Annotated in this window: 22 protein-coding genes and 1 pseudogene; 15 read left to right on the top strand and 8 right to left on the bottom strand. The window is 68.4% G+C overall.

The features are described 5' to 3' along the window. Window positions 1-8 precede the first annotated feature (8 nt). The 6 genes from QZM67_RS07270 to hisD all read right to left on the bottom strand — a co-directional run bounded on the left by QZM67_RS07270 (window position 9) and on the right by hisD (window position 7,198). A complete protein-coding gene (locus QZM67_RS07270) occupies window positions 9-1,295 on the bottom strand; it encodes an FAD-binding oxidoreductase (RefSeq protein WP_301801525.1) in 1,287 nt (428 codons plus the stop codon). A gap of 74 nt (window positions 1,296-1,369) precedes the next feature. Beyond that, window positions 1,370-2,203, bottom strand: coding sequence for a transporter substrate-binding domain-containing protein (locus QZM67_RS07265; protein ID WP_210771935.1), 834 nt, complete (start codon window positions 2,201-2,203; stop codon window positions 1,370-1,372). A gap of 196 nt (window positions 2,204-2,399) precedes the next feature. Next, complete coding sequence (locus QZM67_RS07260; protein WP_301801524.1) at window positions 2,400-3,800, bottom strand: GntP family permease; 1,401 nt, start codon at window positions 3,798-3,800, stop codon at window positions 2,400-2,402. A gap of 127 nt (window positions 3,801-3,927) precedes the next feature. Continuing rightward, window positions 3,928-4,887, bottom strand: a complete 960-nt coding sequence (locus QZM67_RS07255; protein ID WP_301801523.1) for a 3-hydroxyacyl-CoA dehydrogenase — start codon at window positions 4,885-4,887, stop codon at window positions 3,928-3,930. 104 nt (window positions 4,888-4,991) lie between these two features. Beyond that, on the bottom strand, window positions 4,992-5,753 hold the full coding sequence (locus tag QZM67_RS07250) for an SDR family NAD(P)-dependent oxidoreductase (protein WP_301801522.1): 762 nt from the start codon (window positions 5,751-5,753) through the stop codon (window positions 4,992-4,994). Window positions 5,754-5,884: 131 nt separating this feature from the next. Continuing rightward, on the bottom strand, window positions 5,885-7,198 hold the full coding sequence (hisD, locus tag QZM67_RS07245; protein WP_301801521.1) for a histidinol dehydrogenase: 1,314 nt from the start codon (window positions 7,196-7,198) through the stop codon (window positions 5,885-5,887). A gap of 197 nt (window positions 7,199-7,395) precedes the next feature. Here hisD and QZM67_RS07240 point away from each other — a divergent pair, with 197 nt between their 5' ends. Beyond that, a complete protein-coding gene (locus tag QZM67_RS07240) occupies window positions 7,396-8,427 on the top strand; it encodes a LacI family DNA-binding transcriptional regulator (protein ID WP_301801520.1) in 1,032 nt (343 codons plus the stop codon). A 6-nt stretch (window positions 8,428-8,433) separates the two neighbouring features. Here the strand turns inward: QZM67_RS07240 and QZM67_RS07235 are convergent, their stop codons facing one another. Then, the gene (locus QZM67_RS07235; protein ID WP_301801519.1) at window positions 8,434-9,354 is read right to left on the bottom strand and encodes a LysR substrate-binding domain-containing protein; all 921 of its coding nucleotides are present in this window, start codon (window positions 9,352-9,354) and stop codon (window positions 8,434-8,436) included. Window positions 9,355-9,518: 164 nt separating this feature from the next. Here QZM67_RS07235 and QZM67_RS07230 point away from each other — a divergent pair, with 164 nt between their 5' ends. From QZM67_RS07230 to QZM67_RS07165, 14 genes and pseudogenes are all read left to right on the top strand, one after another. Next, on the top strand, window positions 9,519-10,598 hold the full coding sequence (locus QZM67_RS07230; protein WP_301801518.1) for an ABC transporter substrate-binding protein: 1,080 nt from the start codon (window positions 9,519-9,521) through the stop codon (window positions 10,596-10,598). 67 nt (window positions 10,599-10,665) lie between these two features. Then, a complete protein-coding gene (locus QZM67_RS07225) occupies window positions 10,666-11,736 on the top strand; it encodes an ABC transporter ATP-binding protein (RefSeq protein WP_301801517.1) in 1,071 nt (356 codons plus the stop codon). Next, window positions 11,723-12,595, top strand: coding sequence for an ABC transporter permease (locus QZM67_RS07220; RefSeq protein ID WP_301801516.1), 873 nt, complete (start codon window positions 11,723-11,725; stop codon window positions 12,593-12,595). Before QZM67_RS07225 ends, QZM67_RS07220 begins: the two co-directional genes overlap by 14 nt. A gap of 12 nt (window positions 12,596-12,607) precedes the next feature. Continuing rightward, window positions 12,608-13,405 carry an ABC transporter permease gene (locus tag QZM67_RS07215; RefSeq protein WP_301801515.1) on the top strand — a complete coding sequence of 266 codons (798 nt, stop codon included), beginning with the start codon at window positions 12,608-12,610 and terminating at the stop codon, window positions 13,403-13,405. Then, the gene (locus tag QZM67_RS07210) at window positions 13,402-14,574 is read left to right on the top strand and encodes an FAD-binding oxidoreductase (RefSeq protein WP_301801514.1); all 1,173 of its coding nucleotides are present in this window, start codon (window positions 13,402-13,404) and stop codon (window positions 14,572-14,574) included. Before QZM67_RS07215 ends, QZM67_RS07210 begins: the two co-directional genes overlap by 4 nt. After that, a complete protein-coding gene (locus tag QZM67_RS07205) occupies window positions 14,571-14,933 on the top strand; it encodes a (2Fe-2S)-binding protein (RefSeq protein ID WP_301801513.1) in 363 nt (120 codons plus the stop codon). The genes QZM67_RS07210 and QZM67_RS07205 overlap by 4 nt, the downstream gene beginning before the upstream one ends. Continuing rightward, window positions 14,923-16,329, top strand: a complete 1,407-nt coding sequence (locus QZM67_RS07200) for an NAD(P)/FAD-dependent oxidoreductase (RefSeq protein WP_301801512.1) — start codon at window positions 14,923-14,925, stop codon at window positions 16,327-16,329. Before QZM67_RS07205 ends, QZM67_RS07200 begins: the two co-directional genes overlap by 11 nt. Beyond that, the gene (locus QZM67_RS07195) at window positions 16,322-17,482 is read left to right on the top strand and encodes an FAD-binding oxidoreductase (protein WP_301801511.1); all 1,161 of its coding nucleotides are present in this window, start codon (window positions 16,322-16,324) and stop codon (window positions 17,480-17,482) included. The genes QZM67_RS07200 and QZM67_RS07195 overlap by 8 nt, the downstream gene beginning before the upstream one ends. A gap of 41 nt (window positions 17,483-17,523) precedes the next feature. Then, the gene (locus tag QZM67_RS07190) at window positions 17,524-17,880 is read left to right on the top strand and encodes a RidA family protein (protein ID WP_301801510.1); all 357 of its coding nucleotides are present in this window, start codon (window positions 17,524-17,526) and stop codon (window positions 17,878-17,880) included. A 187-nt stretch (window positions 17,881-18,067) separates the two neighbouring features. After that, window positions 18,068-18,874, top strand: coding sequence for a 2,5-didehydrogluconate reductase DkgB (gene dkgB / locus QZM67_RS07185; RefSeq protein WP_301801509.1), 807 nt, complete (start codon window positions 18,068-18,070; stop codon window positions 18,872-18,874). A gap of 94 nt (window positions 18,875-18,968) precedes the next feature. Beyond that, window positions 18,969-19,751: an SDR family NAD(P)-dependent oxidoreductase gene (locus QZM67_RS07180; RefSeq protein WP_301801508.1), complete on the top strand. Its 783-nt coding sequence runs from the start codon at window positions 18,969-18,971 to the stop codon at window positions 19,749-19,751. 174 nt (window positions 19,752-19,925) lie between these two features. Next, window positions 19,926-20,441 (top strand): annotated as a pseudogene (locus QZM67_RS07175) (extracellular solute-binding protein); the annotation flags it as partial. Window positions 20,442-20,518: 77 nt separating this feature from the next. Then, window positions 20,519-20,890 (top strand): cupin domain-containing protein, encoded by a 372-nt coding sequence (locus QZM67_RS07170; RefSeq protein ID WP_301801507.1) that lies wholly within the window; start codon window positions 20,519-20,521, stop codon window positions 20,888-20,890. Between the two features lie 121 nt (window positions 20,891-21,011). Continuing rightward, the gene (locus tag QZM67_RS07165) at window positions 21,012-21,899 is read left to right on the top strand and encodes a LysR substrate-binding domain-containing protein (protein WP_301801506.1); all 888 of its coding nucleotides are present in this window, start codon (window positions 21,012-21,014) and stop codon (window positions 21,897-21,899) included. A gap of 12 nt (window positions 21,900-21,911) precedes the next feature. Here QZM67_RS07165 and QZM67_RS07160 read toward each other — a convergent pair whose 3' ends face one another. After that, entirely contained in the window at window positions 21,912-22,598 is a 687-nt protein-coding gene (locus tag QZM67_RS07160; RefSeq protein ID WP_301801505.1) for an HAD family phosphatase, read from the bottom strand. Window positions 22,599-22,642: the final 44 nt, after the last annotated feature.

The raw sequence follows: 22,642 nt of genomic DNA, 5'->3' as shown, positions 1-22,642 counted from the left end.
ATCGCGGCTTACGCCGCCCGTTCGCGCATGAAATCCATCACCTGGTAGCGCCAGTAGGTCAGCTGCGCGACGGCCAGCCCCGCATAGCCGCCGTTCCACGGCAAGCCGAACGCTTCGAAGCGCCGGTAGCGATCGGAGGCGCCGGCCACGCCCTCAGCAATCACGCGTCCGCCGATCGCCGTCGTGTTCATCCCGTGGCCGCCGAAGCCCATGCAGTACCAGATGCCGTCGTCGAAGCGGCCGATCAGCGGCATCAGGTGGCGCGCGTATGCCATCTTTCCGGACCACGCGACCTGGATCGCGAGCGGCGCGAGCTGCGGATACGCGTCGACCATCCGGTCGCGCAGCGCATCGGCAAGGCGGCGCGGATCGGAGCGGCGCGTCGTGATCATGCCGCCCCACAGCACGCGCCGGCCATCGTCGACGAGCCGGTAGTAATCGCTCGCGCGCCGGCTGTCGCCGATCGACGCGCGCGTGCGGATCGCCGATGCGATCAGGTCGGCGGCCGGTTCGGTCAGCATCATGTAGGTGGTGATCGGCAGGTAGCTGCGCGCGAGCTTCGGCACCAGCCGCCCCGTGTAGCCGCCGCAGGTCAGCACGACGTCACGCGCTGTGACGCTGCCGCGCGCGGTGGCGACCCGCTTCGTTGCGCCGCGATCGGCGATCGACACGACCTCCGAATCCTCGAACACGCGCCCGCCCAGGCGTTCGATCTCGGCGACGAGCGCACGCGCGTAGTTCAGCGGATGGAAATGGAACGCGCGGCGGTCGAGCAGGCCCTGATGGTATTTGTCCGACACCAGCATCTCGCGGACGGCCTGCGTCGGCAGATGCTCGACGCCGTAGTCGAACTCGCGCGCGAGCCAGCGCTGCTGCTCGATCATCTCGTTGCCGTTGTCGTGACGGGACAGGCGCAGCACGCCGGGCACCGGCTCGGCGGCGTCGATGCCGAGCTGCCGGATGTTGTCGGCGACGATGTCGACGCCTTCGATCGACATCCGGTACAGCGCCTTCGCTCGATCCATCCCGACGTGACGCACGATCTGCGCGATGCCGGTCGAATAGCCGGGGCTCACGACGCCGCCGTTGCGCCCGGACGCGCCCCACGACACGCGGTTCGCATCCAGCAGCACGACGCTGCGGCCACGCCGCAGCAGTTCGAGCGCGGCCGTGATGCCGGCCATCCCGGCGCCGACGACGCACACGTCCGCATCGAGATCGGCATCGAGCGGCGCACGCGCGATCGTGTCGTGGAGCGTGCGTGAATAGTAGGTATCCACGTAATCGGTGGTCATGGCATTTCCGTAATGACAAAATCAAATGGACGTGCGCGTGCCGCATTCGCCCGCATGCGGCACGCGCCGGCGGCTTACTTCGTGTAGTCCTTGCCGAACCATTTGACGCTGATCTTCGTCAGCGTGCCGTCCTGCTTCATCTGCGTCACCGCATTGCCGACCGTTTTGTCCCACTCCGCATCGCCCTTGTCGGCGACGACTGCGAGCGGCTCGCGATACGCGTAATCGCCGGGCAGGATCTTGACCGGATAGCCATTCTTGATCGCGGCCATCGCGGTCTGCTCGGGCGTGAGGATCGCGTCCACGCGCTTGCCGTCGCCGAGGCGCAGGTCTTCGTACGGCAGCAGCGACGTGCCGTAGGTCTTCACCTGCTTCGGCGCCTGCGGCAGGTACGTGAACGCGGGCACGTCGGGGCCGCCGATGCTCAGGCGTTGGTTCACGTAATCCTCCGACGTGGTGCCGGCTTCCACGCCGATCACCTTGCCGCCGAGATCGGCGCGCGACGTGGCCTTCGAATCCTTGTGCACGACGAACACGTACGGGCTGTAGTAATACACGGCCGGGAAATCGAGCAGCCGCTCGCGCTCCTTGGTCGGCGTGACCGACAGCACGCACAGATCCCAGCGCCCGTGCCAGTGCCCGCCCGTCATCAGGTTGAACTGCGGCGTCTGGAACGCCACCTTCACGCCGAGCCGCCGGCCGATTTCGTTCGCGACGTCGATATCGAAGCCCTCGAACTCGTGCTTGTCGTTCAGGTAAGCCTGCGGTGGCCATTTCGCGCTCGTGACGACCACCATCGTGCCGCGTGACTTCACGCGATCGAGCGTTTCGCCGGCGTGCGCGATGCCTGCCGCGCAGAGAAGCGCCGCGACGCACGCGACCTTGCCGATCATCGAACCGACTTTCATTGACTTGTCTCCTTGGACCTTCTGATGGATTTATTGTGTTTCGTTATTTCATTTTTCAATCTACGCGCCAACGTCGCGTCACGCTATTGAGAAAATTACACGACCTAGTACGGTAAACTCATCAGCTAATCAGTTCTACTATATGTATACGTTTTAACGAACCAGCCTGTTTCATATTTGAATGCGCGGCATGCGCTCATACCAGCCCCGTTGCGTAATACACCGCGATCACGAGCGCCACGGCGGCCGCCTTGACGAACGTGATGCCGAAGATCTCCCGATACGATTCGCGATGACTGAGCCCCGTCACCGCGAGCAGCGTGATCACCGCGCCGTTGTGCGGCAACGTATCCATGCCGCCGCTCGCCATCGCGACAACGCGGTGCAGCACCTCGGCCGGAATGTGCGCCGCATCGGCCGCACGCACGAAGAAATCGGACATCGCCGCCAGCGCGATGCTCATCCCGCCGGATGCCGAACCCGTGACGCCCGCGAGCACGCCGACCGAAATGGCCGCGTTCGCGAGCGGATCGGGAATCGCCTGCAGTGCACGGCCGATGAACACGAACCCGGGCAACGCCGCGATCACGCCGCCGAAGCCATATTCCGATGCGGTGTTCAACGACGCCAGCAACGCGCCCGAGACCGCGCTGCGCGTGCCGGCGGCGAAGCGCGCCCGCATCCGGCCGAACGCGGTCACGAGCGTCAGCAAGATACCGAGCAGCAGTGCACCCTCGACGGCCCAGATCGCGACGACGCTCTTGACCGGCGTCGACAGCGTGCCGTGCATGCCGGGCAGCACGTCGGGCGCAATCGTATAGGCATCGCCGTACCAGTGCGGAATATGGTGCGTGAGGATGAAGTTCGATACGCCGACCACCACCAGCGGCGCGATCGCCAGCAGCGGATGCGGCAGGGTACCGGCACCGGTCACCTCCGGTTCGTTCTGGTGCGACGCGCCGTAGCCCTCGCCAGTCGCCATCACCGCACGGCGGCGCCATTCGAGAAACGCGAGGCCCGCGACGACGATGAACACCGAGCCGATCACGCCGAGCCACGGGCCGGCCCACGTCGTCGTCTTGAAAAAGGTGGTCGGGATGATGTTCTGGATCTGCGGCGAGCCCGGCAACGCGTCCATCGTGAACGAGAACGCGCCGAGCGCGATCGCGCCGGGCAGCAGGCGCTTCGGAATGCCGGCCTCGCGATAAAGTGCGGCCGCGAACGGATAGACGGCGAACACCACGACGAACAGCGACACGCCGCCATAGGTCAGCAGCCCGCACACGGCGACGATCACCGCGTTCACGCGCGTCTGGCCGATGTAGCGAATGGCCGCATGCACGATCGACTCGGAGAATCCCGACAGTTCGATCACCTTGCCGAACACCGCGCCGAGCAGGAACACCGGGAAATACAGCTTCACGAAGACGACCATTTTCTCCATGAAGATGCCGGAAAACACCGGCGCGACCGCGGCGGGGTCGGTCAGCAGCACCGCGCCGAGCGCGGCCAGCGGCGCGACCAGGATTACGCTGAAGCCGCGATAGGCGGCCACCATCAGCGCGATCAGCGCGACGGCAATCACGAGAATTGACATAACGATCCAGAAAGAATGAGGTCCGGCGCGCGCATCACGATGCGAGTCGGCAAGCGCGCGCGGGCACGCCGCGCACGAATTCGCGTGCACGAGCGGCGCAGCCCGTTCGAATACGACTAAGGCGGGTTCAATCGCGCGCGTCGGACGCCCGCCGCGCGGCGGCGAAATCCATCAGCTTCGCGTCGCGCCAGTCGCGCCGGGCCGCCAGTTCGTCGGCAGGCAGATACTGGCGGCGATCCTGCTCGACCCGGGCGATCAGCGCGTCGTCCCACGGCCCTTCGTCGACGCGCGAGCGTACGATGCCGTGATACAGCGGCCCGAGCCGGCGCGCGTAGTCGGCCACGCCGCCCGGCGCGTTCAGGTCGATCGTCTCGAACGGCCCCATGAACGACCAGCGCCAGCCAAGACCGTCGCGCACCGTCTTGTCGATGTCCTCGCAACTGGCGACGCCTTCGCGGTGCAACGCCCACGCTTCCCGCAACAGTGCCGCCTGCAGGCGATTGAGCACGAACCCCTCGACCTCCTTGCGCACGTGCACGACGCTCTGGCCGATCGCCGTCATCAGGCGTTCGACGAACGCGACCGTGGCGGCCGAGGTCTGCGTGGACGGTACCAGCTCGACCACGGGCACGAGATACGGCGGATTCACCGGATGCGCGATCAGCACGCGCGCGGAGATGGCCAGGTCGTTCGCGAAGTCGGACGCGGGAATGCCCGAGCTCGAGCTGCCGATCACGACCGACGCATCGGCCAGCGCGTCGATCTGCTCCATCAACGCGCGCTTCACGTCGATGCGCTCGAGCACCGACTCCTGAACGTACATCGCGCCGGCGACGGCATCCTGCAGCGATGGCGCCGGTTGCAGCCGCGCCGCGACGCGCTCCGGCCGCTCGTCGAGCAGGCCGCGCGCATGCAGCGCGCGCAGTTGTTCGGCAGCCCACGGCAGCGAGCGCGCAGCGATCTGCGGATCGGCGTCGAACACGCGCACGGTCAGGCCGGCGCGCGCAAAGGCAATTGCCCAGCCCGCGCCGACGAGCCCCGCGCCCACCACCGCGACCGGCTTGTCGAGATCGATTGAAATTGTCATGTGTCTCCTCCATTGCTTGTCGATGGCGTCCGGCACGGCGGCGTCGCGCGCGCCGCGCCGCCACCGTGTCCGTTCGTCCCGGGCCGCACCGGCCCGATTTCGCATTACGCGGCGCTCCAGCCCCCGTCCAGCATCAGCGCGCTGCCGGTCATCAGCGACGACGCGTCGCTCGCGAGAAACACGACCGGCCCCATCACTTCGTCCACGCGGCCGACGCGACCGAGCGCGATGCGCGACGTCACCCAGTCGCGAAACCCGTCGACCTTGAACATCGGCTCGGTCAGCGCGGTTTCGATGAACGTCGGACACAGCGTGTTCACGCGGATCCGGTACGCGCCCAGTTCCCACGCGAGCGCCTTCGTCATGCCCTCGACCGCATGCTTCGTCGCGCAATAGACGGTTCGTCCCGCGCTGCCGACATGGCCCATCTGCGAAGAAACGGTGATGAACGAACCGTCCTGCCCTGCGCGGATCAACCCTCGTGCCACCGAGCGGCACAGATAGAACGCGGCCTTCACGTTCAGTGCCAGCATGTCGTCGATATCCGCGTCGAGCACGTCGACGATCGGCCGTGGCCGGTTCATGCCCGCGCTGTTCACCAGGATGTTGAACGGTCCGCGGGACGACACGACCGTATCCACCGCCACCGCATCCGTCACGTCGAGCACGACGTAGTCGCTCGCGCCGCCCGCCGCACCGATCGATTCACAGGCGGCGCGCAGTTCGTCGCCCGAGCGTGCCGCCAGCGTCACCCGCGCGCCAGCCTGCGCCAGCGCGACGGCCGCGGCCAGCCCGATCCCTCGGCCCGCGCCGGTCACCAGCGCAGTCTTGCCATCCAGCCGGAAGCCCGGCATCTTCATTGTCATATTTCCATCAGCATCCCGAATCGTATTGCCGACCGGGAAGGTCTCTTTAGCGGGTGAGCGGCGGCACCGTCGAAAGGCGCTGCCTCCTCGCGCACCGGCCGGTTCCTGTATGCCGGTGCGCCGTTGCAGCGTTACGCCGGCACGGGCGTGCCGTACGGCACGTCGCGATGGCCGTAGCGGCGCACGCGGATGTTCGCCTGCTCGCCGTGCGCGATCATCCCTTCGAGCGCGCAGAGGCGCGAGCAGTACGCGCCGACCAGCGCGCTGGCCTCGTCCGTCAGCACCTTCTGGTACGTGCAGGTCTTGATGAACTTGCCGACCCACAGGCCGCCCGTATAACGCGCCGCCTTTCCGGTCGGCAACGTGTGGTTCGTGCCGATGACCTTGTCGCCATAGGCGACGTTGGTGCGCGCGCCGAGGAACAACGCGCCGTAGTTCTTCATGTTGTTCAGGAAGTAGTCGGGGTCGCGCGTCATCACCTGAACGTGCTCGGACGCGATCCGGTCGGCTTCCTGCACCATTTCCTCCAGCGTGTCGGCCACGATGACCGCACCGTAGTCGCGCCACGACACGCCGGCCGTGTTGGCCGTCGGCAGGATCTTGAGCAGGCGTTCGACCTCGGCGATCGTGTCCTTCGCGAGCTGCAGCGAATTCGTCAGCAGGATCGCCGGCGTGTTGAAGCCGTGTTCGGCCTGCCCGAGCAGGTCGGTCGCGCAGAGTTCCGCGTCGACGCTGTCGTCCGCGATCACGAGCGTCTCGGACGGCCCCGCGATCAGGTCGATCCCGACGCGCCCGAACAGCTGGCGCTTCGCTTCGGCCACGTACGCATTGCCCGGCCCGACGACCATCGACACCGGGTCGATGGTCTGCGTGCCGAGCGCCATCGCCGCGATCGCCTGCACGCCGCCGAACGTGTAGATCTCGTCCGCGCCGCCCAGGTGCATCGCCGCGACCACGGCCGGATTCGGGCGGCCCTGCACGGGCGGCGACGCGGCGATGATGCGCGGCACGCCGGCCACCTTCGCGGTTACGACGCCCATGTGTGCGGACGCAACCAGCGGAAACTTGCCGCCCGGCACGTAGCACGCGACGCTTTCGACCGGCATGTTCCGGTGGCCGAGCACGACGCCCGGCAGCGTCTCGATCTCGACGTCGTGCATCGAGTCGCGCTGCGCCTGTGCGAAGTTGCGCACCTGGGCCTGCGCAAACTTCACGTCGTCGAGTTCGCCGGGCGACAGCGAGCGCACGCATGCGGCGATCTCGTCGTCGCTCAGCCGGAAGCTCGCCGGCGACCAGTCGTCGAAACGCTTCGACAGTTCGGCCACGGCCGCATCGCCGCGCCGCGCGACGTCGGCGAGGATGCCCGTGACGACTTCACGGACCTTGTCGGCATCGTGGGAAGAATCTTCGGCGCTGCGGCCGTGCTTCAGGTATTGAATTGCCATGTGCGTTCCTGACGAGAAAGAGGGATCGAAATGCGGGCCCGCATTGCCGCGAGCCGGTCGTCGCGATGGCTGCAAATTTATCGCAGCGCGTTCTGCAAATGCAGTGCAAATGATCGGAACTTTCCCCTAGGTCCTTGTCAGTCAAGCATCGCGGCTTGCACAATCGTGCCTCTCGATCATGCAAACGAATGCAAACCATGGCCCGAACGATTGCATCACCGGTGAAGCTCGCGGACGTCGCGGCCCGCATGGGCGTCTCGATCTCCACGGTCTCGCGCGCGCTCGCCGGTCATCCGGCCATCAGCGGCGACACGCGCAGCGCGGTGCAGGCCGTCGCCGCGGAGCTCGGCTACCGGATTCCGTCGCAAAGCCGCAAGCCGAAGAAATCGGCGACGCGGCTGATCGGCGTCGTGGTCGGCGCACTGCACAATCACTTCATGACGCTGCTGCTCACGCACCTGTACGACGCGCTCGGCGAGTTCGGCTACCAGGTCACGCTGATGATCGATCCGATGAACGATGCGGAGAAGCTGCTCGCGTTCCGGCCGCTGATCGACGGCTATCTCGACGGCCTGATCTTCGCGACCGCGACGCTCGATTCGCCGGTCGTCGCCGAGATGCAGCGGCGCGGCATTCCGCTCGTGCTGGTGGTGCGCTCGATCGACGACGTGAAGGTCGACACCGTCGAGATCGACAACGTCCATGCGGGCGCGGTGGCCGTCGAGCACTTGTACCAGTTCGGGCATCGCCGCTTCGGGCTGCTGATGGGGCCGCAGAACACGTCGACGAGCCGCGACCGCACCAAGGGCGCGCTCGACTGGCTCGCGGGGGTCGGGCTCGGGCCCGAATCGGTGGTCACGCTGTACGGCGACTACACGACGGAAGTCGGCTATGCGAGCACGATGACGCTGCTCGGCCAGCCGAACCCGGTCACGGCGATCGTCGCCGGCAACGACATGGTCGCGCTCGGCGCGCTGGAGGCGGCGAAGCGCAAGGGCGTCGCGGTGCCTCGGCAGCTGTCGATCATCGGCTTCGACGACATGCCGCTCGCCGGTTCGCAACTCGTCAGCCTGACGACGATCCATCCGCCGGTCGAAGCGATGGCGCGCACCGCGGCGCGGCGCCTGGTCGAACGCATCCGCGCCGGCGGCCTCGGCGCGCCGTCGCGCGACGTGCTGCCGATCCAGCTGATCCGGCGCGATTCGACCGGCGACATCGAGCGTGCCTGAGCGCCCCTAGCGGCGGGCGCGTGCGCGGCCGGGCGTCGTGCCGAGCGCTTCGTCGTGCGCCTCGGCCAGCAGCTTCACGAACGCGGCGGCCAGCCGGTCGCGCGAGCGCTGCGGCGGATACAGCAGATAGGTGGGAATCGTCACGGCGGGCGAAAACGGCCGGATCGCGATCTCCGGCCCCGCGAAATCGCGCGCGACGACCGGATGCGCGAGCGTCACGCCCATTCCCGAGCGCACCATCTCGCAGCAGATCGCCGTGTACTGCGCCTCGATCGCGAGCTTGCGCTCGACGCCCGCGCGCTGGAACACCGCATCCATCAGCGTGCGCATGCCGTCGCCCTGGCACAGCGAGATGAACGACTCGCCGGCGAGATCGGCCGGCTTGATCGTGCGCTTCTTCGCCAGCCGGTGCTGCGCGGGCATCACGCACACGGCGGCGACCGACGACAGCAGCTCGACCTCGCAGTTCGACGCCTCGCTGACGTACACGGCCACGCCGATGTCGCAGAACTGCGACGCGGTCCAGTGATTGACCGTGCCCGACGTGTTGACGTGCAGCGACACCGTCACGCCCGGGTACGCCTCCTGGAACCGCTTGATCGCGCGCGGCACGAGCGTGTAGCCGACCGCCGGCATCGCCGCGATGCGCAACCGCCCGCTGCCCAGGTTGCGGATCTCCTCGGCCGCGCTCGCGAGCCCCTGCAGGCCGACGTACGCACGCTCCACCTCGCGAAAGAACGCGGTGCCCTCGCTCGTCGGCACGAGCCGCACGCCGGCGCGCTCGAACAGCTTGAGCCCCGTATCGCGCTCGAGGTACGCGATCAGGCGGCTCACGTTCGGCTGCGTGGTGAACAGCGATTTCGCGGCGGCCGTCATCGATCCCGTCACCATCACCGCACGAAATGCTTCGATCTGCTTCAGATTCATTGAATGCTCCGCCCCCGTCTCTAGGGCCTTTCCCCAATCCATCACATTTTGGTATGGATAGGCATTTTATTCGTATTGGACGGCATGGAACACCCGGGCCAGACTGCATGGCATCGGCGCACTTCGACGCCGACGCCCACCACAATCGAATGGAGATCGTCGTCATGGATCACGCGCAGCGTCGTCGCCCGTTTCGTTGTTCGTCCCGTCTCGCGGCCCGGCCGCTCCCGCTCGCGTGCGCCGCGCTCGCGCTGATCGCCGCCGTCGCCGCCCACGCCGAAACCACGCTGTATGTCGCGAACGTCGGCGGCTCGAACGAGCAGCTGTATCGCCAGAAGGTCATTCCTGCGTTCGAGAAGGCGCACGACGTGAAGATCGTCTACGTCGCGGGCAATTCGAGCGACACGCTGGCGAAGCTGCAGGCCCAGAAAGGCCACCAGCAGATCAACGTCGCGGTGATGGACGACGGCCCCATGTACCAGGCGATGCAGCTCGGCCTGTGCGCGAAGCTCGACGATGCGCCGGTGATGAAGGATCTCTATCCGCTCGCGCGGCTCGGCGCGACCTCGGTCGGCCTCGGCCTGGTTGCGACCGGCATCGGCTACAACGTCGACGCGTTCAAGAAGCTCGGCATCCCCGCGCCCGACTCGTGGAAAGCGCTGGAGGATCCGCGCCTGAAGGGCAAGCTCGGAATGCCGCCGATCACCGTGACCTACGGCCTGCATACGCTCGTGATGCTCGCGCGCCTCGACGGCGGCGGCGAAAAGAAAATCGACCCGGGCTTCGCCGCGATGACGAAGCAGGTCGCGCCGAACGTGCTGTCGTGGGCGCCCACGCCGGGCGAAATGGACGGCCTGATGCAGGCCGGCGACGTGATCGCCGCGCCGTACGGCAGCGGCCGCGCGGTGTCGCTGCAGAACACCGGCTTCCCGCTGAAGTTCGTCTATCCGAAGGAAGGCGCGGTCGCGCTGCAGGTCGCCGCATGCGCGGTCGCCGAGAACGCGCAGCCGCAACTGTCGCAGCAGTTCATCCAGTACCTGCTGAGCCCGGAAGTGCAGGCGCTGCATGCGCAGGCGATCGGCCTCGGGCCCGTGAACAAGACGGTGAAGCTTGCACCGGAAGTGGCCGCGCGCGTGCCGTACGGCCCGGACCAGATCGCGAAGCTCACGACGGTGGACTGGACGACCATCAACCAGCAGCGGGCCGAGTGGACCCAGCGCTGGAACCGCTCGGTCGAACGCTGAGTACGCCGCGCATGCGCCACGGTTCGCGGCCATGCGCGCCGCCCCGGTTTCGAGAGGACTTCCCCCCATGAGCTTCCTGACCCTGCAACACATCTCGAAACGCTACGGCGACTTCACCGCCATCGAGCAGCTCGACCTGTCGGTCGAGCGCGGCGAGTTCCTGTCGCTGCTCGGGCCGTCGGGCTGCGGCAAGACGACCACGCTGCAGATGATCGCCGGCTTCGTCGCGCCGTCCGCCGGCCGCGTGACGCTCGACGGCCGCGACATCACGCACGAGCGTCCGGAGAAACGCGGGATCGGCGTCGTGTTCCAGAGCTACGCGCTGTTTCCGCACATGACCGTGGCCGGCAACGTCGGCTTCGGGCTCGAGATGCGCAAGATGAAGCGCGCGCAGCGCGACGAGCGCGTCGCCGAAGCGCTGGCGCTGGTGCGCTTGAACGGTCTCGACGCACGTTATCCGAAGGAGCTGTCGGGCGGCCAGCGGCAGCGCGTGGCGATTGCCCGCGCGATCGCGATGCGGCCCGAGCTGCTGTTGCTCGACGAGCCGATGTCAAACCTCGACGCGAAGCTGCGCGAGGAAATGCATATCGAGCTGCGCGCGATCCAGAAGCGCCTCGGCATCACGACGATCCTCGTCACGCACGACCAGGTCGAAGCGATGACGATGAGCGACCGCATCGCAGTGATGCACCGCGGCACGATCGCGCAGCTGAGCACGCCGTTCGACGCGTACGAACGCCCGGCCACGCCGTTCGCGTCGGCGTTCCTCGGTCGCACCAACACGCTCGCGGGCGAGGTGCTGCGCCGCAACCCGCGCTGCGCGGAAGTGGCAGTCGCGAGCACCACGCTGCACGTGCCGCACGAAGGGCGCGACGTAGCCGGCGCAGTCAACGTGTACATCCGTCCGGAGAAGATGCGGCTCGCGAACGGCGATGCACGGCTGCACGGCCGCGTCGCGACGCGCGTGTTCGTCGGCAACCAGTGGCTGCTGGTGATCGACACCGCGCTCGGCAAGCTGCACGTCACGCAGACCAACACCGGCGCACCGCCGCCCGACGAAGGCTGCGAGGTCGGCCTCGCGTGGACCGACGACGACCTGCGCATGCTCACGCGGGAGGCTGCCCATGGCCACGCTTGACGACGCGCGCGGCGGCGCCGCGCCGTGGCTGTTGTCGGCGCCCGCGCTGCTGCTGTTCCTGACGCTGCTGCTCGCGCCGATGCTGCTCACGCTGGTGCTGTCGTTCCACACCTTCAGCGACCTCGCCGGCACGCAGCCGGGCTGGACGATCGGCAACTACCTCGAAGTCGTTCGCGATCCGTACTACCTGACGATCTTCCTGCGCACGGCCGGCCTCTCCACCGCCGTCACGCTGCTGTCGGTCGTGCTCGGCGTGCCCGAGACGATCGTGCTCGCGCGGATGCGCAAGCCATGGCAGTCGCTGTGCCTCCTGGTCGTGCTCGGCCCGCTGCTGATCTCGGTGGTGGTGCGCACGCTCGGCTGGCAGATCCTGCTCGGCAACAACGGCGTGCTCAACAACGCGCTGCAGGCGCTGCACGCGACCGACGAGCCGGTGCGCCTCGTGTTCACGATGACCGGCATGGTCATCGCACTCACGCACGTGCTGGTGCCGTTCATGGTGATGTCGGTGTGGGCGACGCTGCAGAAGCTCGATCCGCAGGTCGAGTGGGCCGGGCTGTCGCTCGGCGCGTCGCCGTGGCGCGTGTTTCGCCGCGTGATCCTGCCGCAGATCCTGCCCGGCGTGCTGTCGGGGTCGATCATCGTGTTCGCGCTGTCGGCGTCCGCGTTCGCCACGCCCGCGCTGATCGGCGGCCGCCGCCTGAAGGTCGTCGCGACCGCCGCGTACGACGAATTCCTCGGCACGCTGAACTGGCCGCTCGGCGCAAGCATCGCGGTGCTGCTGCTGATCGCCAACGTCGCGATCGTGATGGGCTGCAGCCGGCTCGCCGAACGCCGTTACAAGCACATCTTCGACTGACGGAGCGACGCCATGCAACGCAACGGCCTTGCCGCCCTCTCGTTTCACACGCTGTTCATCGCGTTCATCGTCGCGCCGCTCGCCGCCGTGATGCTGGTCGCGTTCACCGACAAGGGCTATATCTCGATGCCGTTCGACGGCGCGTCGCTGCGCTGGTTTCGCGCGATCCTCGACAACGACGACATCGTGTCGGCGTTCTGGCTGTCGGTGCGGCTCGCGTTCACCTCGGCGACGATCGGCGTCGTGCTCGCAGTGCCGGCCGCGCTCGCGATCGCACGCTACCGCTTTCCGGGGCGCGGCGCGCTGACGAGCTTCTTCCTGTCGCCGATGATGATCCCCGCCGTCGTGCTCGGCATCGCGTTCCTGCGCTTCCTGTCGCTGCTGCACCTGAGCGGCTCGTTCTGGGCGCTGGTCGCCGCGCACGTCGTGATCGTGCTGCCGTATGCGCTGCGTCTCGCGCTGTCGTCGGCGGTCGGGCTCGATCGCGACGCCGAGCGTGCCGCGCTGTCGTGCGGCGCGAGCCGCTTCACCGCGTTTCGCCGCGTGGTGCTGCCGATGATCCGCACCGGCGTCGCGGGCGGCTGGGTGCTGTCGTTCATCCAGAGCTTCGACGAGCTCACGATGACCATCTTCGTCGCGACGCCCGGCACGACCACGCTGCCCGTCGCCATGTACAACCAGATCGCGCAGACCATCGATCCGCTCGTCACGTCGGTGTCGGCGGTGCTGATCGTCGGCACGGTCCTGCTGATGATGCTGCTCGACCGCCTGGTCGGGCTGGATCGCATCCTGATCGGAGAAGCCCGATGACCCAACCCACAGCCGCGAGCCCCGACGTGCTCGTGATCGGCGGCGGCCTCGTCGGCGCCGCGCTCGCGTACGGGCTCGCCCGCGAAGGCGCGCGCGTGACCGTGCTCGACGAGGACGACGGCGGCTTTCGCGCGTCGCGCGGCAACTTCGGCCTGGTCTGGATCCAGGGCAAGGGCCACGACCGCACGCCGTACGCGCGCTGGTCGCGCAGCTCGGCCGAGCGCTGGCCACGCCTCGCCGCGAGCCTGATGGACGACAGCGGCGTCGACGTCGCGCTGCGCCAGCCCGGCGGTTTTCACCTGTGCTTCTCGGACGACGAGCTGGCCGAACGCCGCACGCGCCTCGCGACCCTGCAGGCCGAACTCGGCGATTACCCGTTCGAGCTGCTCGATCATCGCGAGCTGCGCGAACGACTGCCCGGCATCGGGCCGGCCGTGACCGGCGCGAGCTATACGCCAATGGACGGCCACGTGAATCCGCTGAAGCTGCTGCGCGCGCTGCATGCGTCGATGCAGCACCGCGGCGTACGCCTCGTCTCCGGCGCGCGCGTGCGGCAGGTCCGCGCCGAGGCCGGCGGCTTCGCGGCCGACAGCGCGGCCGGCACGTTCCGCGCGGGCCGCGTCGTGCTCGCCGCCGGCCTCGGCAATCGCGCGCTCGCGCCGCAGGTCGGCCTGTACGCACCGGTCGCGCCGAATCGCGGCCAGGTGCTCGTCAGCGAGCGCGTCGCGCCGTTCCTGCACTATCCGACCATCAACGTGCGGCAGACCGACGAGGGCACCGTGCAGTTCGGCGATTCGATGGAGGAAGTCGGCTTCGACGACTTCACGACCACGCCCGTGCTCGCCGACATCGCGCGGCGCGGCGTGCGCGCGTTTCCGATGCTGCAGCACGTGCGGCTCGTGCGCATGTGGGCCGCGCTGCGCGTCTACAGCCCCGACGGTTTTCCGGTGTACGACGAATCGCCTGCGCATCCGGGTGCGTTCGTCGTCACGTGCCACAGCGGCGTGACGCTGGCCGCCGCGCATGCGTTGCGCATCGCACCGTGGATCGTCGGCGCGCCGCTGCCCGACGAATTGCCCGCGCTGTCGGCGCGGCGCTTTCCCGACGCCCCCGCCGCATTCACCGGCGCGCCCGCCCGGCCCCTGCTTACTGACCCTGCCCGCCCATGACCGCCCAATCGTCCTCTTCGCTGTTCAGACCGCTCGCTCCCGCCGGCGCAAGCGTCGACATCCGCTTCAACGACACGCGGCTGTGCGTGCCGGCCGGCGTCACGGTGGCCGCCGCGCTGCTGGCCGCCGGCGTATCGCGCTTTCGTGCGACGCCGGTATCGGGCGCGCCGCGCGCGCCGTACTGCATGATGGGCGCGTGCTTCGACTGCCTCGTCGAAATCGACGGCGTGCCCGCGCGCCAGAGCTGCATGGTCGAGGTGCGCGACGGCATGCAGGTCCGCTCGCAGGAAGGCGCGCGCGACCTGCCGCCCGCCACGATGCCGGCCGCCCCGTCACTGGAGAACGCCGATGGCCGCTGATTTCACGCCCGAAACCGTCGACGTCGTCGTGGTCGGCGCCGGCCCCGCCGGCATGAGCGCCGCGACCCGCGCCGCGCACGCGGGCCTGTCGGTCGTGCTGATCGACGAACAGGACGCCGTCGGTGGCCAGATCTACCGCGCGATCGAGCGCGCCGATGCGCGCCGCAAGGACATCCTCGGGCCCGACTATGCGGCCGGTGCCGCGCTGGCCGACACCTTCGTGCATTCCGGCGCGCGACACCTGAAGCAGGCGACCGTCTGGCAGGTCACGCGCGAGCGCTCGGTCCACTATCTTCAGGACGGCAAGGTCGGCAGCTTCGACGCGCGGCGGGTGATCCTCGCGAGCGGCGCGCTCGAACGCCCGTTTCCGATTCCCGGCTGGACGCTGCCCGGCGTGCTCACCGCGGGCGCCGCGCAGATCCTGCTGAAAAGCGCGGGCGAAGTGCCGGCCACGCCGCCGGTGCTGGCCGGCTGCGGGCCGCTGCTGTATCTGCTCGGCTGGCAGTACGTGCGCGCCGGCGTGCCGATCCGCGCGCTGGTCGATACCACGCGGCACGAGGATCGCTGGCGTGCGAAGCAGCATCTGCTCGCGGCACTGCGCGCATGGCCGTTTCTCGCCAAGGGGCTGCAGATGATCCGCGCGCTGCGCGAAGCGAACGTGCCGATCCATGAAGGCGCCGACCAGCTCGCGATCGAAAGCTGCGCGGGCGCGGACGGCACGCCGCGCGCCGCCGCGCTCACGTTCACTGCGCAGGGCCGCGCGCAGCGCATCGACGCCGACGTGATCCTGCTGCACCAGGGCGTCGTGCCGAACACGCAGTTCACGCATGCGCTGCGCGCGACGCATCGCTGGGACGCCGCGCAACTGTGCTTCGCGCCGCAGGTCGACGCATGGGGCGAGCTCGACGTGCCGGGCATCTTCGTGGCCGGCGACGGCGCGGGGATCGGCGGCGCGCAGGCTGCCGCGCAACAGGGCACGCTCGCGGCGCTGGCGGTCGCCGCGCAGCTCGGCAGGCTCGACGACGCGGCGCGCGATCGCGAGGCGGCCGCGCATCGCGACGCGCTCGCCCGCGCGATGCGGATCCGGCCGTTTCTCGACAGCCTCTACCGCCCGCGCGACGCGAACCGCATTCCGGCCGACGACACGATCGTCTGCCGCTGCGAGGAAGTCACGGCCGGCGAGCTGCGCGGCTTCGTCGCGCTGGGCTGCACCGGCCCGAACCAGGCGAAATCGTTCGGCCGCTGCGGGATGGGGCCGTGCCAGGGCCGCCTGTGCGGGCTGACCGTCACCGAGGTGATCGCCGACGCGCGCCAGGTCGCGCCGGAGACCGTCGGCTACTACCGGATCCGGCCGCCGATCAAGCCGCTCACGCTCGGCGAGCTCGCGGGTGAATGACCGTCATGCGCACGCGCGGCACGAAGCCGACGTGATCGTGATCGGCGGCGGCCTGCACGGCGCCAGCAGCGCGTTCCATCTCGCCCGGCGCGGCGCCCGTGTGATCGTGCTCGAAGCCGATTACGTCGCGCGCCATGCGTCCGGCGTGAACGCCGGCGGCGTACGTACGCTCGGCCGCCCGCTGCCCGAGATTCCGCTCGCGCTGCTGTCGCGCGAGATCTGGCACACGCTGCCCGCGCTGATCGGCGACGCCGGCGGCTTCGTGCCGTCGGGGCAGCTCCAGCTCGCGGAAACCGACGCCGAACTCGACGCATGCCGCGCGCGCGTCGCGCTGCTCGAAGCGCACGGCTTCACGCACGAGACGCTGGTCGACCGCGAGCGCGTGCGCGCCCTCGAACCCGCGCTCGCGCCGCACGTGACCGGCGGCATCTGGGTCGAGCGCGACGGCTACGCGTTGCCGTTTCGCACGACCGCCGCGTTCCGTCTCGTCGCGCAGCGGCACGGCGCGCGCTTTCACGAAGGCACGCCGGTTACGCGGATCGACCGGCTCGGCGCGCGCCACGTCGCGCATACGCCGTGCGGTACGTTCGCCGCCGGCAAGCTGCTGGTCGCGGCCGGCGCCTGGTCGGGCGAGCTCGCGCGCCAGGCCGGCGAGCCCGTGCCGCTGCATGCCGAGGGGTTGATGCTGATGGTCACGCAACGCGTCGCGCCGTTCTGCCGCGCGACGCTCGGCGCGACCGGGCGGCCGCTGTCGTTCAAGCAGTTCGACAACGGCACGGTCGTGATCGGCGGCAAGCTGATCGGCCATGCCGACCTGCCGGCGCGGCATGGCGAAGTCGATTTCATGCGGCTCGCGCGCAGCGCGCGGACCGTCGTCGACCTGTTTCCGCATCTGCGCGATCTCGGCATCAACCGCGCCTGGGCCGGCATCGAGGCGTTCACCGACGATGCACGGCCGGTGATCTCCGCGAGCCGCACGTCCGACGGACTCTATTACTCGTTCGGTTATTCCGGCAGCGGCTTCCAGCTCGGCCCGGGCTGCGGCCGCGTCGTCGCCGACCTGATGCTCGACGGCGCCGCGCCGGTGCCGCTCGACGCGTTCGCGATCGACCGCTTCTCCCGCACACGTGCTGCCGCCCCTGCGTCGTCCTGAATCTTTCCACCTGCCTTCATGGCCAAGGAGTGTGTTTCATCATGTCCGATATCACCCGCATCGAAACCAGCCAGCGCATGAGCCGCGTCGTCAAGGCCGCCGGCCTCGTGTTCATCGGCGGCCAGACATCCGCCGATCCGTCTCCCGACGTCAAGGTGCAAACCGCCAAAGTGCTGGAGAAGATCGACGGTTTCCTCGCGCAGGCCGGGATCGACAAGACGCGGCTCGTCTCCGCACAGATCTGGCTCGCCGACATCGCCCGCGATTTCGCCGGCATGAACGAGGTGTGGGACGCGTGGGTCGCGCCGGGCCACGCGCCGGCGCGCGCGACCGTCGAGGCGAAGCTGGCCGCGCCGCACCTGCTGGTCGAAATCGCGGTGGTGGCCGCGCAGGGCTGACGAATTCGGCCCGCGCTCATGCTGCAAGGCAACCGGCCCGCCCGGTTGCCGCCACGCCCGGCCGGCCGCGCCGCGATATTTGATTTCGAATCAAATATTATTGACCGGTAACGGCGTTTATCTCATCAGTGCGACGCGCCAGAATGGTTTCCGGATCGAAACCGTCCCCCCCTCCCAGGAGCACATGATGAGCAAGATTCCCGCATTCGGCCTCGGCACTTTCCGCCTGCAAGGCCAGGTTGTCATCGACTCGGTCCGCAACGGCCTCGAAGTCGGCTACCGCGCGATCGACACCGCGCAGATCTACGGCAACGAAGCCGAAGTCGGCGAAGCGATCGCCGCATCGGGCGTGCGCCGCGAAGACCTGTTCCTGACCACGAAGATCTGGGTCGACAACTACGCACCGGAAAAGCTGGTCGCGAGCCTCGAGGAAAGTCTGCGCAAGCTGCGCACCGACTACGTCGACCTGACGCTGATCCACTGGCCGGCCCCGGGTAACGGCGTGTCGATCCAGGCGTTCATGACCGCACTCGCCGAAGCGAAGGCAAAGGGCCTCACGCGCCAGATCGGCATCTCGAACTTCAACATCGAACTGACGAAGGAAGCGATCGCGGCCGTCGGCAAGGAGGCGATCGCGACGAACCAGATCGAACTGAGCCCGTACCTGCAGAACCGCAAGCTGGTCGAGTTCCTGAACGCCGAAGGCATCCACGTGACGTCGTACATGACGCTCGCGTACGGCAAGGTGCTCGGCGACCCGGTGATCGGCGCCATCGCGCAGCGTCACAACGCGACGCCGGCGCAAGTCGCACTCGCCTGGGCGCTGCAGCTCGGCTACTCGGTGATCCCGTCGTCGACGAAGCGCGAGAACCTCGCGAGCAACCTGCTCGCGCAGACGCTGCGCCTGACCGACGACGACATGGCGCAGATCGCCGCGCTCGAGCGCAACGGCCGCGAAGTCGATCCGGCCGGCCTCGCGCCGAAGTGGGACTAAGCGCTGCCCACCCCGATTGCCGCGTGGCTCCGCACGACGGAAGCCGCGCGGTGTTCCATCCGATCTTCGATCAGTCGTCACCCAGGAAACCCGCATGAACCTGCAAGCATCGAAACTCGCCCTCGTCACGGGCGGCTCGCGCGGCATCGGCCGCGCCACCTCTTATGAACTGGCACGCCAGGGCTACGTCGTCGCCGTCCACTATCGCGCCGACCGCGCGGCGGCCGAACAGACGCTCGCCGGCATCCGCGAACGCGGCAGCGACGGCTTCGCGATCCAGGCCGACCTCGGCACGCCCGACGGCGTCGCCGCGCTGTTCGACGCGTTCGACCGCGCCTGTGCCGAGCACGGCCGCGCGGCCACGCTCGACGTGCTGGTCAACAACGCCGGCGTCGCGGACGGCGGCACGCTCGACGACACGACGGCCGAGCTGTTCGACCGCCAGTTCGCGCTGAACGTGAAAGCCGTGTTCTTCGCAACCCAACAGGCCGTCCGCCGGATGCCGAACGGCGGCCGGATCGTCAACCTGTCGAGCGTGCTGTCGAGCCGCGTCTTCGAGGCAGGCGGAAATTTCAACGCGATTTCCGCCTACTCGGCGGCGAAGGCGGCCGTCGATACGCTGACGCGCCACTGGGCGGTCGAGCTCGGCCCGCGCGGGATCGTCGTCAACGCGGTCGCGCCCGGCCCGGTCGACACCGACATGAACGCGAGCTGGCTGCGCACCGACGACGGCCGCGCGACGATGACGTCCGCGAGCCCGCTCGGCCGCGTCGGCACGCCGGAAGACATCGCCGGCGTGATCGGCTTCCTCGCGAGCCCGGCCGCGCAGTGGACGACCGGCCAGGTCATCGACGCGAGCGGCGGCTATCGGCTGTAACCGGTACAGCGCGCGCCCGGCGGCTACGTCGCGCCGTCCGGCAAAACGGGCTTGCGTGAAGGCAAGCCCGTTTTTTCATGCGTCACGCAGCATGCGCGATGCACCGAGCCGCAGCAGGCCGGCAACGACCGTTTGCTGCGCGCCGCCGCAAGCGGCCTGATACAGCGGCGTATCAACAGCAAGAACCCGGCCGACTACCGCACCGCGTTCGACATGCTGAAGAAGGTGCGCCCGTACATCACGCAGTTCAATTCGTCGGGTTACAACAACGATCTCGCGAACAACGACGTATGCGTCGTGCTCGGCTGGTCGGGCGACGTCAGCGTCGCGCGCCGCGAAGCCGCGGCGGCGAAACGCAGCGACGAGATCCGGTACGCGAACCCGAAGGAAGGCGGCATCCTGTGGTTCGACGGGATGGCGATTCCGAAGGATGCGCCGCATCCGGAAGCCGCGCTGCAATGGATCAACTCCATCCAGGACCCGAAGGTCAACGCGGACATCACCAACGAGATCGACTACCCGAGCGCGAACCAGGCCGCCCATCAGTATGGGACGCCGGCCGTCGCGCGCGATCCGAACGTGTACCTGTCCGCCGACGTGCTCGACAGGATGACGCTGTCGAAGCCGCGTTCGGCCGACATTGCGCGACTCGAGAACCGCCTGTGGCAGCAACTGAAGAGCGGCAACTGACCGGGCCCGCCGCCGGCATACAATCCTGCGGACGCGCCTGCGGCGCGCTCCGCTCAACCCGAAGAAGGATGTTGTCCATGATCGACGTTTCATCCATTACCGACGCACTCGCCCCGCAAGGCGAACCGGCCACGTATCGCGTCGCGCCCGAGAAGCTGCTTGACGGCGACCCGCTGCAGACGCTCACCCCCGGCTTCACGAGCCCGTGTGGCCGCTTCTCGACCGGCATCTGGGAAAGCACGCCCGGCCGCTGGAAGATCGCGTATACCGAAGCGGAATACTGCGAGATCCTGGAAGGCACGTCGGTGATCACCGATGAGGAAGGCAACGCGAAAACCCTTCGCGCCGGCCATCGCTTCGTCATTCCGCCGGGCTTTCGCGGCACCTGGGAAGTCGTCGAACGCACGCGGAAGATCTTCGCCGCCTACGACGAGCAGCCGCCCGAATAAGCGACGGCCGCGTGCCGGGCACGCAACATCGCGCCCCAATTTGCCACGCACATCCACGCCGATGACACGGAATTGACACGCGCGGCCGGTAATTTCCGCACGTCTCGTCCCGTGTGTCGCCATGCTTGCCCTGCTTCTCGCCGCCTTCTATGAAACCGCTCGCCAGGGAAGCGTGACCGCCGCCGCGAAGCGCCTCGACGTGAGCCAGCCAACGATCACGTCGCGCATCCAGCAGCTCGAGCGCCATTATGGCGTCGAGCTGTTCCATCGCCGCGGCAACCGTCTCGACCTCAGCGACGCGGGTGCGTCGCTGATGCCGATGATCGGCCAGATGCTGCAGATGGAGAACGATATCGATTTCGCGCTGCGCAACGAGCGCGAACTGCATACCGGCAACCTGCGCGTCGGCACGACCGGCCCGTTCTACATCCTGCCCGCGATCGCCGCGTTCCGGCGCCAGTATCCGGCCGTGAAGATCAGCATCGAGATCGGCAACTCGCAGCAGGTGCTCGAGGCGCTCGTCGATTTTCGGTGCGACGTCGCCGTGTCGTCGCAGCGCGACGACGATCCGCGTTTCGTGCGACATACGATCGCCAACGATCCGCTCGTGCTGGTCGTGCACCGCTCGCATCGACTCGCCGCGCGCGAGTCGGTCACGCTCGCCGCGCTGGCCGGCGAGACGCTGCTGCTGCGCGAGCCCGGCTCGCGCACGCGCGCGCTGATGGAGCACGTGCTGAAGCACGCGGGCATCGGGCTGCCCGCGAACGCGATCGAGCTCGGCAGTCGCGAAGCGATCCGCGAAGCCGTGCGGCACGACATGGGCTGCACGTTGATGCCGCGCGGCGAGGTCGGCGCGCATCCGGAACTGCGCGCGGTCGCGTTCGCCGACGATCTGCCGCCGATGCACGAATACCTGTACTACCTCGACGCGCGCGCCGACACGCGGCTGATTACCGCGTTCATGGCCAACGTCGACCGCCACGACGCGCGCACAGCGGCCTGCGCATAACGGCGCACGCGCTCACACCGTTTCGAACAGCTCCACGATCCGCCAGCCGCGCGCCGTCGCCAGCGCGCGCAGCCGGTCGTCCGGATTGGTTGCGACCGCATCCGTCACTTGCTCGAGCAGCGGGATGTCGTTATGCGAATCGCTGTAGAACCAGCTGCGCTCGAAGTCGGACCACGCGAGCCCGAGCGACGCGAGCCACGCATCGGTACGCACGATCTTCCCTTCCCGATAGCTCGGCACGCCCGCCGGCCGCCCCGTATAGCGCGAATCCGGCCGCCCGTCGACGGTTTCGAGCTCGCACGCGATCAGCGCGTCGATGCCGAACGCGTGTGCGATCGGCCGCGTGATGAACGCATTCGTCGCGGTGACGATGCAGCACAGGTCGCCGCGCGCGCGATGATGACGCACGAGATCGAGCGCGGCCGGCGAGATCGCGGGCCGCACGACGTCGGCCATGAAGCACGCGTGCCAGTGCGCGAGCCGTTCCCGCGAATAGCGGGCGAGCGGCGCGAGCATGTTGCACAGGTGCGCATGGATATCGAGTGTGCCGGCCGCATAGCCGGCCGAAAACGCCGCGTCGATGCGGGCGAATTCGGCCGCGTCGATGAGACCCTGCTCGACCATGAAATGGCCCCAGGCCTGGTCGCTGTCGAACGGAATGAGGGTGAAGTCGAGATCGAAAAGCGCGAGTTGCGTCATCGAGTGAGGCGTCGTGTGAACAGGAGGGAATGAAAAACGCGCGG

Origin of the sequence: Burkholderia sp. AU45251 (assembly GCF_030482905.1) — a bacterium.
Classification (GTDB): domain Bacteria; phylum Pseudomonadota; class Gammaproteobacteria; order Burkholderiales; family Burkholderiaceae; genus Burkholderia; species Burkholderia aenigmatica.
This window is presented reverse-complemented; position numbering and strand designations above follow the sequence as displayed.